The 19,221-nt window shown below is 72.2% G+C and carries 18 protein-coding genes; 9 read left to right on the forward strand and 9 right to left on the reverse strand.

Going from position 1 to position 19,221, the window contains the following annotated elements; all coding sequences use genetic code 11:
• Window positions 1-26: 26 nt before the first annotated feature.
• Window positions 27-1,670 (reverse strand): APC family permease, encoded by a 1,644-nt coding sequence (locus BS80_RS09370; protein ID WP_035795417.1) that lies wholly within the window; start codon window positions 1,668-1,670, stop codon window positions 27-29.
• Window positions 1,671-2,278: 608 nt separating this feature from the next.
• Between BS80_RS09370 and BS80_RS09375 the strand changes: the two genes are divergently transcribed.
• The 3 genes from BS80_RS09375 to BS80_RS09385 all read left to right on the forward strand — a co-directional run bounded on the left by BS80_RS09375 (window position 2,279) and on the right by BS80_RS09385 (window position 5,339).
• On the forward strand, window positions 2,279-3,136 hold the full coding sequence (locus tag BS80_RS09375) for a hypothetical protein (protein WP_035795420.1): 858 nt from the start codon (window positions 2,279-2,281) through the stop codon (window positions 3,134-3,136).
• Window positions 3,137-3,309: 173 nt separating this feature from the next.
• Entirely contained in the window at window positions 3,310-4,335 is a 1,026-nt protein-coding gene (locus BS80_RS09380; RefSeq protein ID WP_051966396.1) for a S41 family peptidase, read from the forward strand.
• A gap of 128 nt (window positions 4,336-4,463) precedes the next feature.
• Window positions 4,464-5,339 carry an SGNH/GDSL hydrolase family protein gene (locus BS80_RS09385; protein ID WP_051966397.1) on the forward strand — a complete coding sequence of 292 codons (876 nt, stop codon included), beginning with the start codon at window positions 4,464-4,466 and terminating at the stop codon, window positions 5,337-5,339.
• A 26-nt stretch (window positions 5,340-5,365) separates the two neighbouring features.
• Here the strand turns inward: BS80_RS09385 and BS80_RS09390 are convergent, their stop codons facing one another.
• Genes BS80_RS09390 through BS80_RS09400 form a run of 3 tightly spaced genes read right to left on the reverse strand, consistent with a single transcriptional unit; the run spans window position 5,366 to window position 8,936 of the window.
• Window positions 5,366-6,019: a bifunctional 4-hydroxy-2-oxoglutarate aldolase/2-dehydro-3-deoxy-phosphogluconate aldolase gene (locus tag BS80_RS09390; RefSeq protein WP_051966398.1), complete on the reverse strand. Its 654-nt coding sequence runs from the start codon at window positions 6,017-6,019 to the stop codon at window positions 5,366-5,368.
• Window positions 6,016-7,617: an N-acyl-D-amino-acid deacylase family protein gene (locus tag BS80_RS09395; protein ID WP_035795423.1), complete on the reverse strand. Its 1,602-nt coding sequence runs from the start codon at window positions 7,615-7,617 to the stop codon at window positions 6,016-6,018. Before BS80_RS09395 ends, BS80_RS09390 begins: the two co-directional genes overlap by 4 nt.
• The gene (locus BS80_RS09400) at window positions 7,617-8,936 is read right to left on the reverse strand and encodes a type III PLP-dependent enzyme domain-containing protein (protein ID WP_332262162.1); all 1,320 of its coding nucleotides are present in this window, start codon (window positions 8,934-8,936) and stop codon (window positions 7,617-7,619) included. The genes BS80_RS09395 and BS80_RS09400 overlap by 1 nt, the downstream gene beginning before the upstream one ends.
• 113 nt (window positions 8,937-9,049) lie before the next feature.
• Between BS80_RS09400 and BS80_RS09405 the strand changes: the two genes are divergently transcribed.
• The 3 genes from BS80_RS09405 to BS80_RS09415 are packed head-to-tail and all read left to right on the forward strand — an operon-like array spanning window position 9,050 to window position 11,288.
• Window positions 9,050-10,102, forward strand: coding sequence for a sugar kinase (locus BS80_RS09405; RefSeq protein WP_083974460.1), 1,053 nt, complete (start codon window positions 9,050-9,052; stop codon window positions 10,100-10,102).
• On the forward strand, window positions 10,099-10,842 hold the full coding sequence (locus BS80_RS09410; protein ID WP_035795425.1) for an IclR family transcriptional regulator: 744 nt from the start codon (window positions 10,099-10,101) through the stop codon (window positions 10,840-10,842). The genes BS80_RS09405 and BS80_RS09410 overlap by 4 nt, the downstream gene beginning before the upstream one ends.
• 32 nt (window positions 10,843-10,874) lie before the next feature.
• Window positions 10,875-11,288 carry a RidA family protein gene (locus BS80_RS09415; protein ID WP_035795435.1) on the forward strand — a complete coding sequence of 138 codons (414 nt, stop codon included), beginning with the start codon at window positions 10,875-10,877 and terminating at the stop codon, window positions 11,286-11,288.
• Window positions 11,289-11,346: 58 nt separating this feature from the next.
• Here the strand turns inward: BS80_RS09415 and BS80_RS37550 are convergent, their stop codons facing one another.
• From BS80_RS37550 to BS80_RS09430, 3 genes are all read right to left on the reverse strand, one after another.
• Window positions 11,347-12,000 carry an acyl-CoA thioesterase gene (locus BS80_RS37550; protein WP_051966401.1) on the reverse strand — a complete coding sequence of 218 codons (654 nt, stop codon included), beginning with the start codon at window positions 11,998-12,000 and terminating at the stop codon, window positions 11,347-11,349.
• Window positions 12,001-12,405: 405 nt separating this feature from the next.
• Window positions 12,406-12,885: a GNAT family N-acetyltransferase gene (locus BS80_RS09425; RefSeq protein ID WP_035795446.1), complete on the reverse strand. Its 480-nt coding sequence runs from the start codon at window positions 12,883-12,885 to the stop codon at window positions 12,406-12,408.
• Between the two features lie 103 nt (window positions 12,886-12,988).
• Window positions 12,989-13,426: an ankyrin repeat domain-containing protein gene (locus tag BS80_RS09430; protein ID WP_035795449.1), complete on the reverse strand. Its 438-nt coding sequence runs from the start codon at window positions 13,424-13,426 to the stop codon at window positions 12,989-12,991.
• Window positions 13,427-13,911: 485 nt separating this feature from the next.
• On the opposite strand from BS80_RS09430, the gene BS80_RS09435 reads away from it, so the two are divergent.
• From BS80_RS09435 to BS80_RS09445, 3 genes are all read left to right on the forward strand, one after another.
• Window positions 13,912-14,106, forward strand: a complete 195-nt coding sequence (locus BS80_RS09435) for a hypothetical protein (RefSeq protein ID WP_035795453.1) — start codon at window positions 13,912-13,914, stop codon at window positions 14,104-14,106.
• Between the two features lie 105 nt (window positions 14,107-14,211).
• Window positions 14,212-15,810, forward strand: a complete 1,599-nt coding sequence (locus BS80_RS09440; protein ID WP_083974462.1) for a hypothetical protein — start codon at window positions 14,212-14,214, stop codon at window positions 15,808-15,810.
• A gap of 318 nt (window positions 15,811-16,128) precedes the next feature.
• On the forward strand, window positions 16,129-16,503 hold the full coding sequence (locus tag BS80_RS09445; RefSeq protein ID WP_035795456.1) for an RNA polymerase-binding protein RbpA: 375 nt from the start codon (window positions 16,129-16,131) through the stop codon (window positions 16,501-16,503).
• Window positions 16,504-16,745: 242 nt separating this feature from the next.
• On the opposite strand, the gene fxsA is transcribed toward BS80_RS09445, so the two are convergent.
• Together fxsA and lnt are read right to left on the reverse strand one after the other, a co-directional pair.
• A complete protein-coding gene (gene fxsA, locus BS80_RS09450; protein ID WP_051966583.1) occupies window positions 16,746-17,333 on the reverse strand; it encodes an FxsA family membrane protein in 588 nt (195 codons plus the stop codon).
• A 58-nt stretch (window positions 17,334-17,391) separates the two neighbouring features.
• Complete coding sequence (gene lnt / locus BS80_RS09455; RefSeq protein ID WP_408607356.1) at window positions 17,392-19,122, reverse strand: apolipoprotein N-acyltransferase; 1,731 nt, start codon at window positions 19,120-19,122, stop codon at window positions 17,392-17,394.
• Between the last annotated feature and the right edge of the window lie 99 nt (window positions 19,123-19,221).

Below are 19,221 nucleotides of genomic sequence, written 5' to 3' on the forward strand. Positions count from 1 at the left end.
ACGAGTACTTCAGTGGTGCGGTGCTGTCAGTGACCGCCCTCGTCGACGACCTCGACGTCGGCGATGTTCCGCTCGATCTCCTCGGCGGGCAGCGCCACGGCGCGGGCCCAGTAGTAGATGGCGAGAGAGAAGACCGCGACCAGGCCCATGTCCCACCAGAGCGGGATGTTGTTCTTGGCGTTGGGGCCGAAACCACCCTGCCAGGAGATAAGGCCCATGCCGACCAGGTAAGCCGGCAGCCACTGCGCGGCCTTCCAGTTGAGCCGGGGCGCGTTCGGAAGCCGCTTCTTGATCGCGTACGCGGCGTAGGAGCCGAGCAGCAGGTAGCCGAGCAGGATCGCGACGCCCAGACGCCACAGGGTGTCCCAGCCGTCCCAGTACATGATCAGACCGGCAACCACGAACGAGAGCGGGGAGATGATCTCGCCCAGCGGCAGCCGGTAGGGGCGCTCACGGTCCGGCAGTCGCTTGCGCAGCACTCCGAGCGCGAGCGGGGCGCCGGCGTACATCAGCACACTGGCCGAGGTGATGAAACCGACCAGCGCCTGCCAGCTGGGAAAGGGCAGGAAGCAGATCACGCCGGTGGCGAAGGAGATGATCAGGCCGAACCACGGCACGCCGCGGGTGTCGGTGCGCTCGAACAGCTGGGGAGCGTAGCCGTTCTTGGCCAGGCCGTAGGAGATCCGCGACGTGGAGGTGGTGTAGATGAGACCGGTTCCTGCCGGGGAGATCACTGCATCCACGTACAGCACCCAGGCCAGCACACCCAGGCCGACGACGGTGGCCAGACCGGCGAACGGACCCTGGATTCCCTGATAGGCGAGGTTGGCCCAGCCGTGGACGAAGGAGCTGCCGGGCAGGGCGCCGATGTAGACGACCTGGAGCAGGGTGTAGATGACCGCGCCGATGAAGACCGAACCGATCACCGCGCGCGGGATGTCCCGCTTGGGGTTCTTGCTCTCACCGGAGAGCTGGATCGCCTGCTCGAAGCCGAGCAGCGCGAAGATGATGCCGCTGGTGCTGATCGCGCCCAGCACACCCTTGACACCGAACGGCGCGAAGCCGTGTGAGGTGAAGTTGCCCGGGTGGAAGTTGCTGATCGCGAGCACGAAGATCGTCACCAGCGGGATGGCGACCTTCCACCAGGTGGCGACGCTGTTAGTGCGGGCCAGCAGGCGGACGCCGAGGAAGTTGACGGCCACGAAGACCGCCATCAGCAGCACCGAGACTGCGAAGCCCGACTTGGTCAGGGTGCCGTTGGTGTTGAGGAAGCCGGTCGCGAAGGACCAGTGACCGGCGTAGCCGATCATGGCCTGAACCTCGATCGGCGCCACAGTGGCCGCCTGAAGCCAGGAGAACCAGCCGAAGGACATGCCGGCCAGTCCGCCGAAGGTGTAGTGCGGGTAGCGAGCCGTGCCGCCTGCTACCGGGAACATCCCCCCGAGCTCCGCGTGGACCAGTGCGAGCAGCACGATCGCGACGGCCCCGATCCCCCACGAGATGACGGCCGCCGGTCCGGCGACGACCACCGCGCCCTTGGCTCCGAACAGCCAGCCCGAGCCGATGATCGAGCCGACCGACGCCCAGAGCAGGCCGATCAGTCCGATCTCGCGGCGGAGCTTGCTCCCCGATCCGGAGGTAGGCGGAGATATTGTGTCAACAACTGCCATGTCACGAACCCTCTTCAATGACGGCGGAGTGAGAGTGGCCAAACGCTAACCGCCGATTAGGGATCTGCAAAGACCCAATGGCCGAATAGTTACGTTCGAGTGACCTCATAGCATGAAACTCTCAATTCGTCGCACCATGCCCACGAGACGGCATCTGCGCAGGTCAGAGCAGCTGGTGACGCCCACTGACAACTTTAGAGCTAAAGTCTGGACCAATATTTGAGGATGATTTGAGCTTTCTCCCGCCGGGGCTCATAGCCTTCGTCGGGGACGCATGGCGATGCGGATCCAATTCATCCGCCGGAAATACTCTTAACGCCCTCCATACGCTCACCGGCGAAGGGACTTGACGGACCGTCAGATCCGCGAGGGGCGCGGCCGGGATGGGCGGCGCGCACTAATACCCACGACGGGCGGCGCGAAAACCTCACCTCCGGCAACGCCGACGGCACCCAGCGTTACGCCTTTCGGGTCGGCGATCTGGCATCCTCACCCGTTCGACGGCGTGTCGCCGTCGCCCCTGCCGCCCGCGACCGGCCCGACCTTGATTGCACGGCCGGGCTGAGGCAGGCTCAGAGCCTGTGTCGACACGTATAAGGACGGGACCCATGACGACCCACCGGAGCGCCGTGCCCCCGCTCTTCAGCGGACTCTGCGACGACGCCGCGATCTTCCCGCCCGGGGAGCTGCCGCTGGAGCAGGCCGTTCCCGCGCACCTGGTGCACCGCACCGCCTGGTACGCGGAGCTGGTGGGCCCCTTCCTGTGCGGCGCCGGCGGACTGGCGACGCTGGTCGCCCAGGACCCCGAGGACCTGCGGATCGGCGTGATCGTGCCCAGTGGCAGCACCGGCCTCGAGCCGGCACTGCGGGCCGCGGCAGCCGGGCGCGGCCTGCGGGTGGTAGGCGCCGAGGTCGCCGCCGACCCGGGCGTCGAGGCCGCCGAAGGAGTCCGCCGGGTGCTGGCCGCGTACGAGGCACTGCTGCCGGAGGGCGCCGCAGGCGCCGTCGAGGTGCCGCGCGGGCCCGGCGTCCCGGCCGCCCTGGACGTGCTGGCCGGGACGCCGTACCGCGCGAAGTTCCGCACCGGCGGGACGGCGGCCGCAGCCTTCCCGAGCGAGGACGAGCTCGCCGCGTTCCTGCTGGCCTGCGCCGAGCGCGAGCTGGCGTTCAAGTGCACCGCCGGTCTGCACAACGCACTGCGGCACACCGACCCGGCCACCGGCTTCGAGCACCACGGGTTCCTCAACGTCCTGCTGGCGACCCACGCGGCGGCCGAGGGCGGCACCCGGGCCGAGCTGGCCGAGCTTCTCGCCGAGCGCTCCGGGACCGTCCTGGCCGGCCTCGCCGAGAAGCTGACGGACGATCAGATCGCCGCCACCCGGCGGGGATTCACCGCCTTCGGCACCTGCAGCGTGATCGAACCGCTGGACGACCTGATCGCCCTGGGCCTGATCAGCGCCCCCTGACAGAGCAGCGCCCCCAGGCGAGGAAGTTCCGCGACGGCGTGCCGGTGACGAGTCACCGGCACGCCGTCGGCGTGTTCGCACCGATTTAAGCGTCGAGATTTGTTGACGCTTTCATTGAACCCATGATCTACTCCTCTCGAACGCACCGCCACACGCTTCCAGGGGGAAACGCCATGACCCAGCTCCAGCCCGCAGAGATCACCGCCGTCATCGGCGAGACCCGCCGTCTGGTCGTCGAGCGGTACGTCTTCCCCGAGGTCGGCGCCCAGCTGGCCGCACTGCTCGACGACCGCCTCGCCGCAGGCCGCTACCACCAGGCGGCGGACCCGGCGGAGTTGGGCCGGCTGGCCACCGAGGACCTGCAGTCGGTCAACAACGACCGCCACCTGCGGCTGAAGTTCCACCCCCGCCCGATACCGGACGGCGCGGACGGCGCCGTGCTGGCCGAGATGACCCACGCCGCCGACCTCTCGCTCGGCGGCGTGCCGAAGATCGAGCGGCTCGCCGGCGGTGTCGCACTCCTGGAGCTGGCCCCGATCCTGTTCCCGCTCTCGATGACCGGCGAGTCGGTGACCGCCGCGCTCAACCTGGTGGCCCGCGCCGAAGCGCTCGTCATCGACCTGCGTGCCTGCGTCGGCGGCCACCCCAACACCGTGGCCCAGATCGCCAGTTACCTGCTCGACCAGCCGACCCACCTGAACACCCTGTACGACCGCGAGGACGACGACTACATCCAGTTCTGGAGCCTGCCGTACGTGCCGGGCGCGAAGTTCGGCGGCGAGAAGCCGCTCTACCTGCTGACCAGCCGGGCCACCTTCTCGGGTGGCGAGGAACTCACCTACGACCTCCAGCAGTTGGGCCGGGCCGTAGTGGTCGGCGAGCGTACCGGCGGCGGCGCGAACCCGCGCCAGGGCTTCACCGTCCACCCACACCTGGAGGCGACGATCCCGGTCGCCCGCGCCATCAACCCGACCTCCGGCGACAACTGGGAGGGCACCGGCATCACCCCCGACATCGAGACCGCGCCGGCCGACGCCCTCGACGTCGCGTACCGGGCGGCGCTGGCCGCGGTGGCCGCCCGCGACGTCGACTCCCCCTCCGCCGACGAGGCCCGCCGGGCCGTCGCGGCGCTCACCGCACCCACGGCGGCCACCGGCCCCGACGCGTCCGCCGCCCGGTCCGCGAGCACCCCGCTGTAACGAGATCGACGGCCAGGAAGATTTCCTGGTCAGCCCCCTTACCAGCCGATCTACCAGGCAGTAACCTCACCCGGGTTCGACCCGCGCCGCGCCACCCGGGCGGCGGGCGGGTCACCTCGGGAGGGTCCATGCGTTCACTTCTGTCCGGTCGCAGACACCGGGCGGCCTGCGCCGTCCTGCTCGGCGGCGCCCTGCTCGGCGTCTCGGCCGCCCCCGCCTCCGCCGCCGAGAACCGCGCGCCGCACTACTACCTCGCCCTCGGCGACTCGCTCGCGGCGGGCTACCAGACCCTGCCGGGCGGCGGCAGCGAGGTCGGCCACGGCTACGCCCAGGATCTCGCCCGCACCCTCGGCGAGCGCGCCGCGCACTCCGGCCACGCGTTCTCCTTCACCGACCTGGGCTGCCCGGGCGAGACCACCGGCTCGATGATCAACGGCGGCTGCCCGTACCCGCACCCGTACGCCGGTGCGCAGATCGACGCCGCGGTCGCCTACCTGTTGGCCCACCGCCACGACGATGTCACGGTCACCCTCGACATCGGCGCCAACAACGTGGACGGCTGCGCCACCGGCGGCAACCTGGACATCGCCTGCGCGACCAAGGGCATCGTCACGGCCGGCCAGGACCTCGGCACGATCCTGGGCAGGCTCAAGGCGGTGGCCGGGCCGCATACGAAGATCGTCGGGATGAACCTCTACGACCCCTTCCTCGCCGCCTGGATGACCGGCGGCCAGGGCAAGGTGCTGGCCGGCCTCTCGGTGCCGCTGGCCGACACCCTGAACACCACGCTGGACGTCGTCGACGCGCTGCACGGCGTGCCGACGGCCGACGTCGCCAAGGCGTTCAGCACCAACTCCTTCCTGCCGCTGGTCCCGCTGGCCGGCCAGCAGGTGCCGCTGAACGTGGACCGCATCATGACCTGGACCAACATGGCGCGCGGCGACATCCACGCCAACGACACCGGCTACCAGGTGATCGCCGACGCCTTCCTGCCGAAGCTCTGAGCCAAGTACGCGGCGCTATCGGCTGTTCACCGCCGCCCGAGCGCGGCGGTGAACAGCCGTGCCCGGCGGGTGATCGCGGCCCAGTCGGCGGCCGCCACCAGCTCCGGGGCCACCACCTCCGTCCCCGCGCAGACCGCCAGCGCGCCGTGTGCCAGGAAGTCGGCCGCGTTCAGCGTGCTGACGCCGCCCGAGGCCACCAGCGGGACGTCCGGATAGGGGCCGGCCAGGTCCTTGAAGTAGCCGGGCCCGAAGGCCCTGGCGGGGAAGATCTTGACCGCCGCCGCCCCCAGCTCCACCGCCTCGGCGACCTCGGTCGGCGTGAGCGCACCGAGCACCACCGGGACGCCCGCCTCCCGCGCCGCCCGCGCGACCTGCGCGCGGCAGCCGGGGGTGACCAGGAACGACGCTCCGGCCTCGATGCCGCGTTCGGCCTGCTCGGCCGTCAGGACGGTGCCGACGCCGATCCGGCAGCCGGTGCCGGCCGCCGACGCCCGGGCCAGCGCCTGCGTCACCCCCGGCGTGGTGAAGGTGAACTCGACCCAGCGGATGCCCCCTTCGGCCAGCGCCGCGCAGAGCGCGGCGGGGTCGGGTATCCGGGGCGCCCGGACCACCGCGATCACGGGGTCGGCACTCAGCGCGGCCCGCAGCTCCAGGGCCTGCTCGGTGGACGGAAGGCTCATCGGGCTCGGGTCCCCTGCTCGGTACGGCGCAGCGCGCGGCCGGGAAGCGCCCCGGTGGGACGGGTGTCCCGCAGCACGGCGGTGCCGTTGACGTAGACGTGCTGGATGCCGGCGGCCGGCCGGCACGGGTCCTCGAAGGTGGCGGTGGCCCCGACCGTCTGCGGGTCGAAGAGCACCAGGTCGGCGTGGTAACCGGGCCGGATCAGGCCGCGCCGCTCCAGCCGCAACCGGCGGGCCGGCCGGCCGGTCATCCTGGCCACCGCCTCCTCCAGCGTGAGCACCCCCAACTCCCGCGCGTAGTACCCGAGATAGCGCGGGAAGGTGCCCCAGGCCCGCGGGTGCGGCCGGGCGCCGACCAGCAGGCCGTCGCTGCCGGCGGTGTGCGCGCGGTGGCGCATGATGGCCCGGACGTTCTCCTCGTGGCCGACGTGCTGGAGGATCGTGGTGCCCAACTCGTCGTCCCGCAGCAGCTGGAAGAAGACCTCTGTCCCGCTGCTGCCGCGAGCGTCGGCCAGTTGGGCGACGGTGGAACCGACCGCCGCGGCGAGCCGCTGGTCGCGCACGCCGGAGATCTGGACGGTCGCCCAGTCGACCACCACCCCGTGGCAGCCGTCGCTGCCGGTCTGCTCCAGCTCACGCCCGATCCGCATCCGGGCCACCGGGTCGCCGAGCCGCGCCAGAGCTGCCGCCGGACCGCCCTCGGCCACCCAACCGGGCAGCAGGGCCGCCAGCGTGGTGGATCCCGGCAGATAGGGATAGCTGTCCAGGGTGAGGTCACAGCCGTCCGCGATCGCCCGGTCCAGCAGCTCCAGCAGCTCCCCGGCCCGGCCCGCGTTGACGCCGAAGTTCATCGTCGCGTGCGCCAGGTGGAGCGGGCAGCCGGACTGCCGGGAGATCTCCACCATCTCCGCATAGCCCTCCAACGCGCCTTTCCCGTACGACCGCTGGTGCGTCGCGTGGAACCCGCCGTAGGCGGCCACCAGCTCGCAGAGCGCGACCAGTTCGGCGGTCCCGGCGTACATGCCGGGCGGGTAGCTCAGCCCGCTGGAGAGGCCGACGGCGCCCTCGTGCAGCCCCTGCCCGAGCAACTCGCGCATCCGCGCCAGCTCCTGCGGCGTGGGCGGGCGGTCCTGCCAGCCCAACACCATCATCCGCAGCGAACCGTGCGGGACGAGATAGCAGGCGTTCACCGCGATCCCCCGGTCCAGCCGGTCGAGGTACTGCCCGACCGTGCGCCAGTCCCACCCGAAGCCGTCGGGATCGCCGTTCCAGCCGGCCAGTTGGCGGCGCAGCTGGGGAAGCGTGACGTCGTCCACCGGCGCGTACGACAGGCCGTCCTGGCCGAGCAGCTCACAGGTGACGCCCTGGGTGACCCGGGAGGGGTGGTCCGGCTCGACCAGCAGCCGCAGATCGGAGTGGGCGTGCATGTCGATGAACCCCGGTGCGAGCACCAGCCCTTCGGCGTCGATCACCTGACGACCCGTCAAGCCATCACCCAGGGCGGTGATCACACCCGCGTCGACCGTGACGTCGGCGCGCCGGCGCTCGGCGCCGGTGCCGTCGATCACGGTGGCACCGCGGAAGAGCAGGTCGGGCATCAGAAGAACGTCCGGACCAGGTCGACCACCCGGGGGTTCGCACGGTCCGCGTCGTCCAGTACCGGGATCAGGGTCCACTTGTCGAAGGCGGTGCAGGGGTGCGAGAGGCCGAGCCGGACGACCGCGCCGACCGGTGCCAGCTCGCCCGCCTCGCGCAGGAACGCGTGCTGGTCGTTGACCGCCGTCACCGCGCCGGTCAGCTTGCGCAGTCCGTCGGCGGTGCGCACCGACTGCGGCTCGGGCAGGCCCTCGTCGTACGGGAAGTCGCGCTTTCCACCATCCAGCAGGGCGAGTTGCTCCTCGGGCCGGGAGACCACCCGGGCCCAGCCGTGCATCGCCGAGCGCAGCGGCCCACCCTCGGCGCCCCGGACCAGCGGCGAGATGCCCCGGTAGAAGCCGTCGTCGTGCACCAGGTAGGCGCCGGCGCGAAGCACCACGCAGGTGTCCGGGTGGGCCCGCGCGATCGGGGTCAGCACCCGGGCGACCTGGTCGAAGTACGCGCTGCCGCCGGCCGTCAGCACCACCTCCGCGGCCTGCCCGAAGAGCCCCTCGGCCCGTACCAGGCCGTGCAGTGCGGCGAGTTGCTCCAGGTAGCGCTCGACCGTCGCGAGCCCGGCCGCGGTCGCGTCGTGGGCGAGCGCGCCCTCGTAGCCGCCGAGGCCGGACAGCCGCAGGGTGTCCGCGCCGTACGCGGCCCGGGCGACCTGGAGAGCGCTCTCCAGGTCGCGGGCGCCGGTCCGCCCGCCGGGGCCGCCGAGTTCGACCAACACCTCCACCGGGCGCCGGGCCCCGGCCGCGCGCAACGCCCGGTCCATCAGCTCCACGCTCTGCACCGAGTCCACCCAGCAGCTCACCGAGAACTCCGGGTCGGCGTCCAACTCGCCGGCCAGCCAAGCCAGTCCGGCCGCGTCCAGCAGGGAGTTCGCGAGCAGTACCCGACGCACCCCGAAGGCGCGGGCGACCCGCAGCTGCGGCAGGTTGGCCAGCGTGATCGCCCAGGCGCCGGCCTCCAGCTGGTCGCGCCAGAGCGCCGGCGCCATCGTGGTCTTGCCGTGCGGCGCGAGCCGCACCCCGGCCTCGGCGGCCCAGTCGGCCATGGTGCGCAGATTGTGCGCCATGGCACCGGCGTCCAGGGTCAGCAGCGGGGTCCCGAAGTCGTCCAGGGTCGGCCCGGTGGCCAGGTACTCGGCGACCGTCAGCCCCGAGGCCGCCGCCGGGACGGCCTTGAACCGCCAGTCCAGCCGTTCGTCGGCGAGAGCGGCCACCCGCGCCGCGTCGATCCCCGAGCCGGCCGGACCACTTGCCTTGGACTGGATCACCACTGCACCTCCGAACTGGGATGTTGCAACATCCGCAACATCCTTTGCATATGTTGCTTCTCCGGTTCTAGCATCGACCCGCAACCAGGGTCAACGAAGGGGTGTGCGTTTCGGTGGCAACTGCCGCAGCGGTCTGTCTCGGTGAGTCGATGGCCGTCCTGCTTCCGGACCGGACCGGACCACTGGAGACCGTCGAGACCTTCCGGCACACCATCGGCGGCGCGGAGTCCAACGTCGCCTGCACCCTGGCCGCTCTGGGCACCCCGACCGCCTGGATCAGCCGGGTCGGTGACGACGGCTTCGGCCGCCGGCTGACCGGCGAACTCGCCGCCCACGGCGTGGACACCTCCGCCGTCGCCGTCGACCCGCAGCGCCCCACCGGGCTGTACGTCAAGGAGATCGGTTCCCCCGGCACCCACCCGCGCGATCTGGGCCCGGGCCGCAGCCGCCTGCACTACTACCGCACCGGCTCGGCCGCGGCCGCCCTCGGTCCGGCGCTCCTGGACGACCCGGCGGCGGCCGCGCTGATAGCCGGCGCCGAGCTGCTGCACCTGTCCGGGATCAGCGCGGCCCTCTCCGACAGCTGCCTCGCCCTGCTCCGCGCCCTGCTGGCGGACCGTCGCTCCGGCCGCACCGTCAGCTTCGACCTCAACTGGCGCCCGACGCTCTGGCACGGCCGCGACAGCTCCGTCCTGCCCGCCCTGCTGGACGCCGCCGACGTGGTGCTGCTCGGCGCCGACGAGGCCGAAGCCGTGCTGGGCACCGGCGACCCGGCCGCCCTGCGCGCCCTGCTGCCCTCGCCCGCCACGCTGGTGGTCAAGGACGCCGACCGGCGGGCCACCGCGGTCGGCGCGAGCGGCCGCACGGTGACCGAACCCGCCCTGGCGGTGGCCGTGGTGGAGCCCACCGGCGCGGGCGACGCGTTCGCCGCCGGCTACCTGCACGCCACCCTGCGCGGCCTCGACCAGCGCCGCCGGCTGCGCCTGGGCCACCTCTGCGCCGCCGCCGCACTGACCGCCCACGGCGACCGCGGCCCGCTGCCCCCCGCCGGGGACGTCGCGGCCCTGCTGGACGCCACGCCCGCGCAGTGGGCCGCGACCAGGGTCGACGCGTCCGGCATCGTCTCCCCCGTACTCACCGACACCCGGCCCAGGAGAGACCGATGAGCCAGACCGTCACCCGTGCCCTGCGGCTGCTCACCGAGCTCGGCGAGGGCCCGCGCTCACTCGACCAGCTCGCCGCGCTGCTCGCCGTGCACAAGACCACGGTGCTGCGGCTGCTGCAGAGCCTGGAGGAGGCCCGGATGGTCCACCGGGACGCCGACTACCGCTACCACCTGGGCGCCGGGCTCTTCGCGCTCTCCAGCCGCGCCCTGGAACAGCGTCCGGTGCGCCGGATCGCCGCCGCCCACCTGGCCGAGCTGAACGCCGCCACCGGGCAGACCGTGCACCTGGCGGCCTACGAGGGCGGCGAGGTGGTCTACATCGACAAGTACGAGTCCCGCCAGCCGGTGCGGATGTATTCGCGGATCGGGCTGCCGGTGCCGCTGCACTGCGCGGCGGTCTCCAAGGTCCTGCTGGCCGACCTGCCGCCCGCCGAGCGCCGCAGGGCGGTGGCCCGGATCGACTTCACCCCCTTCACCACCCGCACGCTGCGCACCCCGCAGGCCCTGCTGGGCGAGCTGGCGACGGTGGCCGGCCAGGGCTGGGCGCAGGACCACGCCGAGCACGAGCCGTTCATGAACTGCGTCGCCGCCCCGGTCCGGGACGCCACCGGACGGGTGGTGGCCGCCGCGTCGATCTCGGTGCCGGACCTGGTCCTGCCCTACGAACGCGTGCTCGACCTGCTCCCGCAGCTGCTGGCGACCGCCGCCGCGGTCTCCGCCGACTGCGGCGCCACCCCCTGACCCCCCGATCCGCCCAGAGAAAGCCGAGCGACATGAGTGACTACGCCGAGAAGACCGAGATCCGCACCGACGGCGCCCCGGCGCCGGCCTGGCTGTTCTCCCAGGGCGTCCGCAAGGGCCCGATCGTGCAGGTCTCGGGCCAGGGCCCGCAGGACCCGCAGACCGGCGCCTACCTCCACCCCGGCGACGTGAAGGCGCAGACCCGGCGCACCCTGGAGAACGTCCGGGCGATCGTCGAGGCGGCCGGGGCCCGCGTGGAGGACGTGCTGATGTTCCGGGTCTACCTCACCACCCGCGCGGACTTCGCCCCGATGAACGAGGCCTACGCCGAGTTCATCGAGGAGCACATCGGTTCCGGCGTGAAGCCCTGCCGCACCACGGTCTTCGTGGAGCTGCCGAACGAGGCGATGCTGGTGGAGATCGACGCGCAGGCCGTGGTCTCCTGACGTGCCGTCGGACCCGCCCGCTCCCCGCAGGGCGGGCGGGTCCGACGGCCCGCGGTACTCAGCCCCGGCGGCTCCTCGGCAGGGCGGCGGCCCGGGACCTCGACCTGGCCTGCGGCACCTTGGGCGACGCCATCTTCTTCGGCTGCACGGGCTTCGCCTGGGCCTTGGACGGCCCCTGCGCCTGCGCCAGATGCGGACTGTCCGTCAGATAGTCCGACAGGAAGCGCCGCTCCGACTGGCTCAGCTTCCGCGACCGCCCGGAGGTCCGGTCGCGGGCGACCACGACCGTACGGGCCGTCATGTAGGTGAACGGCTCACGGCAGACGTCCACCCGCACCTGGGCGGAACTGCGCCCGAGCCGTTCCACCTGCAACCGCACCAGCAGCGGCTCCGGCTGGTGGTGCAGCTGCTGAAGATAATCGATCTCGTGCCGGGCGATCAGGAATCCGGCCGGAAAGAGCGAATCCCGCACGGCCCGCGCGTGGTGGTAAAAGAGGTCGTGGATTCCCTCCTGGATGTAGCCGACCAACCGGGCATTGTTGATGTGCCCGTTCTCGTCGACATCGCTCCACCGGGTGGGGCAGCAGAGGACATGCGCGTTCTCGTCGGACTCGGCAAGCGTGACCGGCGCGTCCGGCGCCTCCGGCGGCACGGTGGCGGAGGGCGTTTGCGGCTGCGCGGTCGGCCGCGTGTCCAGTCGGCCCCCGTTCATCGCTGTGCTCCGGTGGTGACACGACGGCGGTAAGGACCGTCAGCGGCGAGCGCGTTCACCGCGAGCCGGCGACCGGCGGATGCGGCCGCACTGCTTTCCGGTTGGCAATTTTCGTGCACGGTGTCTCCCGGGAAATAGCGGATGGGCATGACAGGTGACCCGGACGATTCCGGAGGCCACCCCACTGACGCAGCGGGGATGACGCTAGCCCAGCCCAACCGCCCTATTCACGGTTTATGCACCTCCGGGGGGAATGAACCCACGTCCGGAGTAATCGGAATTCACCGTGACCAGTCAAGTAACCAGCCAACCGGCGGCATCGCACGCGGGAAATCGCGCAGAATGTGAAGAAGTCTTGCGCACCGGGCATTCGATCACCGCCGGCCACCCGCGGACGGTCCGGGCTCAGGCCGGGCCGAGCTCCTTGCCCAGGCAGATGCTCAGCGGCGATTCCCGGTAGATGCCGAACTTGGTGATCGGCTGGTAGCCCTCCGAGGTGTAGAGCGCGACCGCCTCGGGCTGCTCGGTGCCGGTCTCCAGAATGACCCTGGCTCGGCCCGCCTCGGCGGCGGAGCCCTCCAGATGACGCAGCACGGCCCGGGCCAGCCCCTTGCCACGGGCCGCCGAGAGGACGAACATCCGCTTCAGCTCGGCGTCCCCGTCCTGCAGTCCCGGGCCGCCGCTCTCCTTGGCGCGCCAGCCGCCGCAGGCGACCGGCGCGCCGTCCAGGTAGGCCACCACGAAGGTCCCCTGCGGCGGCACGAAGTGCTCCGGGTGCATCACCGTCTCGTCCACCTCGCCGTAGCGGCGGATGTACTCCTGCTGGACCTCGGCGGTCAGCAGCTGGGCGTCGGGGTGGTCATAGCCAGTCGTACGGAGCTCCATGACAGACAAGCATAGGACCTGATGATCTACCGTCGGTCCGGACTCGAAACCGCCTGGGAGCAGGTCCACGGCCCGCCTGGGGCCACCCCGTTACCCCGCCGCCTCAGCGCGCGGCGAACCGCGCCAACAGGTCGTCCTTGCCGAACATCTGCGCCGTGACGACGGCCGACGGCTGCCCGGCCGTCGGGTCCGCGCCGCCCTCCAGCAGGGCGTCCAGCACGTCGTCGGCTCCCTTGAAGACGGCCCCGGCCAGCGGGGTCTGCCCCCGGTCGTTGGCCCGGTCCGGGTCCGCGCCGTGCGCCAGCAGCACCCGGACCGCCTCCGCGTGCCCGTGGTAGGCGGCCAGCATCAGCAAGGTGTCGCCTCGGTCGTTCGACAGGTTCGCCGGCGTCCCCGCGTCCAGGAAGGCGGCCAGCGCCGCCTGGTCGCCGGAACGGGCGGCGCCGAAGATCCGGCCCGCCAGCTCGATCAGCTCGGCATCGGCGCCCTGCTCGTCGGCAGGGGTCTCTGCAAGGTTCTGGGGTTCGCGCTCGTCGGCCATCTCGGGCCCTTCACTACGGAGGGTTGACAGGAGAGTCCACAGCGGCGCGCACCGGCCCGCCGCGTGGTGCCCCCGCACCGTAACCGGCCGCTGACGCCCGGGCCAGGACTGTCCGCGATTCGGCCATCACGCACGACACACCGGGCGATCGGTCACGCACCCGTTCGGGGGAATGACACCGGTTCCTCACCAGCCCCATTCGTCACACCCGTCACAGCAGCAACCGTCCCGGAGAGGCCCCCGGGATGCCGGGCCCGCCAGGCCCGCAGGGCCGCCGCGAGGGAGCCGAAAGCACCTCACCCCACCCCCGGCCTGCGGCTTCGCGGAAAGTCCACCCATTTGCGCCGTTCCATCATCTATTACTTTTTGTCACGATAAGGGAACTTTCCGTGACACTGTCCCCTGTATGGCTTCGCGGACCGCTCACCGCCGCCATTCCCACGGCAGTGGTCCTTCCTGTCCCCCCGCACCGAGGAGCAGACCCCGTGATCCTGTCCATCTCCGGCATCGTCCTGTTCGGCACCATCGCCTTCCTCTTCTTCCGCCGGGACGGGCTCAAGGTGTCGCACGCCTTGGTCTGCTCCCTCTTCGGCTTCTACCTCGCCGGCACCGCCATCGCCCCGAGCATTCAGGCGGGCGGCGCGAGCCTGGCCAACCTGCTCGGCGGCATCAAGTTCTGACCTCTCGGTCCCGGGGCCTCCCCCTCGGAGGCCCACCGGCCCGGGCGCGGATCCCACCGCCCCGGGCCGTCCCTATTCGTCCCACCCGCCCGGGGAGTCAGGACCATGTCCCTCAACCGCCACCTCACCCGAGGACGCGACCTCGCACGCACCGCCGGTGACCACGCCAACGACATGTTCGCGCCGCTCGCTCTGATCGGACGCGGCCTGCGCCGCCACGCCGACTGGGCCAGGAGCCGCTGGCAGGCCACCCCCAAGGACCGCCGCGGCCCGACCCTGCTGCTCACCGCCGCCGCCCTGGTCGGCATCGTGCTGCTGCCGCACGGCCCCCTGCTGGCCGTGGTCGCGCTGGTCGCCAGCGCCGCCTGGGTCGGCCGCCAGCCCAAGGCCGCCACGGCGCCCGAGCCGGACGTCGCCGACCTGAAGCTGACCGCTCTCTACGCCGCGCTCACCCCCTACCTCGCCTCCCCCGAGGACGTCTGCCCGCTCTACAGCCCGGACGGCAGTTACAAGAACGTCTTCGCCGGCTGGGAGTTCGACGGCGACGGTCGGCTCTGCGCCCTGGAGCTCGGCTACCCGGCCTACTTCACCGACACCGAGCCGGCCGCCCGGGCCCGGGTCGAACAGGTGGTGCAGGGCAAGGCCGGCCGGGCCCGCGAGTACCGCTTCGACTGGGACGAGGAGTGCAACAAGCTCCGGGTCACCGCTCTGGCGCCGCTCCCCGTCGACCTTCCCGCGCAGAGCTGGGTGACCGCCCCCGGCGAGATCGTGCTCGGCTTCACCGACGCGCTGGCCACCCAGCGGATGATCCCGGTCAGCCAGGACGGCGGCCCCAGCCACCAGCCCCCGGTCATCTGGCGCACCGGCCCCCGCTCCTCCGAGCCGCACCTGCTGGCGCTCGGCGCGGCCGGCTCGGGCACCTCCACCCTGCTGCGCACGATCGCCCTGCAGGCGCTGGTGCACGGCGACCTGCTGGTGGTCGACGGCGCCGGCACCGGCGAGCACGCCTGCCTGGTCAACCGCCCCGGCGTGCACACCGTGGAGACCAGCCTGCACGGCGCACTGGCCGCGCTGGACTGGGCGGCCCAGGAGACGGAGCGCCGGATCGCCGCGCTCAACACCGCGCGACACAACGGCACGCCCGCCCCCGCCGACGTCACCCGCCCGCTCTGGCTGCTGCTCGACCACCCCACCGAGCTCAGCGAACTCGCCCAGGCGGAGGGCCGCCCCGACCCGCAGGACCTGCTGGAGACCCCGCTGCGGCACGGCCGCGCGGCCAGGGTCACCGTGGTGGTGGTCGACGCGATCGAGGCCGTCGACCGGATCTCGGCCACCGTGCGCGCCACCACCCGGGCCCGGGTGGTGCTCGGCTGCGCCGCCCAGGACGACCTGCGCTGCGCGCTCGGCGTCCCGCTGGACATCGCCCCCGCCGCGCTGACCCCGCCCGGCCGCGGCTACGCCCGGATCGGCACGACGGCCCCGATCCGCGTCCAGGTGCCGGCCACCGTCGACCCGCTGGACGACGAGGCGCCGGCCCGGTTGCGCGACGCCGTCATCTCGCTGCTCCCGCACCGCGACACCCGCACCGAGGCCGCCGCCCCGCCGATGCCGCAGGCGGCGCCCGAGGTCGGCCGGGAGAGTGAGCCGCCGGTACGGGTGGAACTCGGCAAGGAGCGCCGGGCGCGGCCCGCGCCGCTGCTCTGAGCGGCGAGGGGCGGGTGCCGCCACCCGACCGGCCGCGCGACGGAATGGCCAATTCAGGTATCGCACCAGTACCCTCCGGAAGGCCATTACGCTCCGGAAACAAGAGACATTCGGTCACAGGGTGCGAATTTCGCGGCACTCAGGGTGATATCCGGCTCCAGATGTGACAAATCGGACGGAGATGGGTACAAACAGGGGCGGCACGACAGACGACGCATGTCCCGGTACGGGAATCTTCGTCGGCGGCCGAGCGTTGACCGAACGACGAAGACAGCGACCAACTAGTCCTGTGGGCCATAAGCCCTGGAGGCACGATTCATGAGCGAGCGAGCTCTCCGCGGCACGCGACTTGGGGCCACCAGCTACGAGACCGACCGTGGCATCGACCTGGCCCCCCGCCAGACCGTCGAGTACGCATGTCAGAACGGACACCGCTTCGAGGTGCCCTTCTCCGTCGAGGCGGAGATCCCCTCGGCGTGGGAGTGCCGCTTCTGCGGCACCGAAGCCGTCCTGCTGGACGGTGACGAGCCGGAGGAGAAGAAGACCAAGCCAACCCGGACCCATTGGGACATGCTGATGGAGCGCCGGACCCGTGAGGAGTTGGAGGAGGTGCTGGCCGAGAGGCTGGCCGTGCTCCGCTCCGGTGGGATGAACCTCGCGGTTCACCCGCGGGACACCCGTAAGAGCGCCTGAGTAACCGCCCCCGGGCGGAAGAACTGCCGAAGGGCCCCGAACCAGAACTCTGGTTCGGGGCCCTTCGGCAGTTCTTAGACCGACCGGCAAATGGTGGGTGGAGGAAGGAGCGGGTCGAGGGCCGAGTCTGGGCGGTGCCGACGAGGGAGCAGCAGCGGAGCTGCGGTGACTGAGGAGAAGCCGTCCAGGCGAGAGCCATCGGGCCGCGACGCCGCCCACCATTTGCCGGTCGGTCTTATGCTCTACGGCCGGTCGGTCGGCTCGTCGACCACCTCGCCCTGGATCACCTTGCCGTCCGGCCGGTGGATCCGCAGCTGCTCCTGCAGGCGCAGCGCGTCCGCGAGCGGGGCGGCCGCGGCGGGGGCGGAGCCGCGCAGCGCGGAGCCGGCCACCCGGCGGCCGAGCAGCCGCCACAGCGCCCTGGTCGGCGGGAAGAGCAGGGTCAGGCCCAGCACGTCCGACAGGAAGCCCGGCAGGATCAGCAGCAGGCCGGCCAGCACGGTCAGGCTGGTGCCGGTCTCGGCCGCGCCGGACGGCGGCACGGCTCCCTGTTCGAACGAGGCGGTCGCCGCCCGGAAGGCCTTCAGGCCGGCCCGCTTGACCAGCGAGCCGCCGAGCGCGGCACCGCCGACCAGCAGGGCCAGCACCAGGAACCAGCCGATCAGCGAGGCGACCTGGACCAGCAGCCAGATCTCCAGCACCAGCCAGACGGTCACCACGAGCGGGACCACCCGGCGCAGCCGGAAACGACGCCCGGCGGGACGCCCGGGGGCGGGGGCACCGCCATGGGGGGCACCGCCATGGGCGGCGGGGAATGCTTCGTGGGTCACGGTACGGTTCCACTCCATCGCGGCGAACGGCACGCCGGCGGACGGGGTTCCTGACCGGCTAGGTCGCCACAGTGGTCAACGGTTCGGGGGCCTCGGGTGTTCCGCCGTCGGTGCGTCGGCGGCGGCCCGCCAGGAGGGCTCCGCCGCAGGCCAGCAGGCCGAGGACGGAGAGCGTCCACTCCGGCGCGGCGCCCACCCGGTCGGCGACGGTCTTTCCGTCGCGCAGCGGCACGTCCGCGCTCAGTTCGGCGGGCACCAGCTCGGCGGTACGGCTCTCGACCGTGCCGTCCGGCCGGATGATCGCACTGATCCCACTGGTCGCGGCGATCACCACGGCCCGGCCGTGCTCGACCGCGCGCAGCCGGGACATCGCCAGCTGCTGGTCGGGCTGGCCGCTGCGCGCGTAGGTGGCGTTGTTGGTCTGCACGACGATGACCCGGCCGCCGTCGTCGACGGTGTCCCGGACGATCTCGTCGTACGCGACCTCGAAGCAGATCACATCGCCGATCCTGGCCGGTCCCAGCTGGAGCACGCCGCTCGTCTTGCCGGGGTAGAAGTCCCGGGCGACCCGCTGCAGGCGGGTGATGACCTTCATCAGCACCGAGCGGAACGGCACGTACTCGCCGAACGGCACCGGGTGCTGCTTGGTGTAGTGGGCCCCCGGGCCGATCGCCGGGTCCCAGACGATGCCCTCGTTCTGCACGTGCTGGTTGTCCGGGCCGTCGACCAGGGCGCCGACCAGGGTGGGCACACCGATCGCCTTGACCGCCTCGTCGATTCGCTCGTAGGCGGCGGGATCGCTGTACGGATCCATGTCGGAGGAGTTCTCCGGCCAGATCACCACGTCGGGCTGCGGCGCCTTGCCCGCCTTGACGGCGGCGGCCAGCCGGTCGGTGGCGTCGGCGTGGTTGTCGAGCACCTGCATCGGACGGCCGAGGAAGTCCATCCCCGGGTGCGGGACGTTGCCCTGGATGACGGCGACCTTGGTGGTGGCGTCGGCGTTGGTGGGGACCGGGACGGCGTAGCCGGCCACCGCCACCACCACCGCGCAGGCCCCGGCGAGCGCCGGGACCAGCACCGGCCGGCGCGCCGCGGGGGCAGGAGCAGCCTCGGGAGCGCCGCGCCGCGCCGCACGCGACAGCAGCGGCAGGTACGGGAGGTACGGGAGCGCCACGAAAGCCAGCAGCGCGCCGGTCAGCGCGACCGCGAAGGTCACCAGCGGCGCCCCGCCCAGCGCGGCCAGCGGCGTGTACGGGCTGGCGGTGTTGGCGAAGGCCAGCCGTCCCCACGGGAAGCCGCCGAGCGGCAGCCGGTCGCGGGCCCACTCCTGGGCCACCCAGAGGCAGGCCCCCCAGAACGGCCAGCCACGCAGCCGGGAGGTCAGCGCGAGCCCGGCGCCCAGCGCGGCGACGAACAGCGCCTCGACCGTCGAGAGCCCGGCCCAGGCGTCCGAGCCGATCACCCGGATCCAGTCGAGCAGCCCGAGGAAGAACGGGAGACCGAAGGCGAAGCCCGTCCAGGCGCCCTGGCGCGCGGTGCGGCCGCGGGTCAGCAGCGAGAGCAACGCCACCGCGACGATCGACAGCGGCCAGACGCCGTACGGCGGGAAGGCCAGTGCGAGCAGCAGACCCGCGACGGCGGCCAGCGCCGTGCGGGGCAGCCCGGCGCGTATGACGGCCCGGCGCCGGGCGAACCGGCCGGAGCGCACGGACGCGGTCGGCACCGCGGAGTCGTCGGACACGTCGTCCGCGCCGTGGACCCGGGACTCCGAGTCGAGCGGCAATGCCACCTGCGCACCATCTCTCTGATTGGGACCGACCAGCCATGCGCCCGTATCGCACCGCCGGAGCGGACACGCCGCTGCGCGCCCGTACGGGGCTCCGGCGGG

Source organism: Kitasatospora mediocidica KCTC 9733 (assembly GCF_000744225.1).
GTDB classification, from domain to species: Bacteria; Actinomycetota; Actinomycetes; order Streptomycetales; family Streptomycetaceae; genus Kitasatospora; species Kitasatospora mediocidica.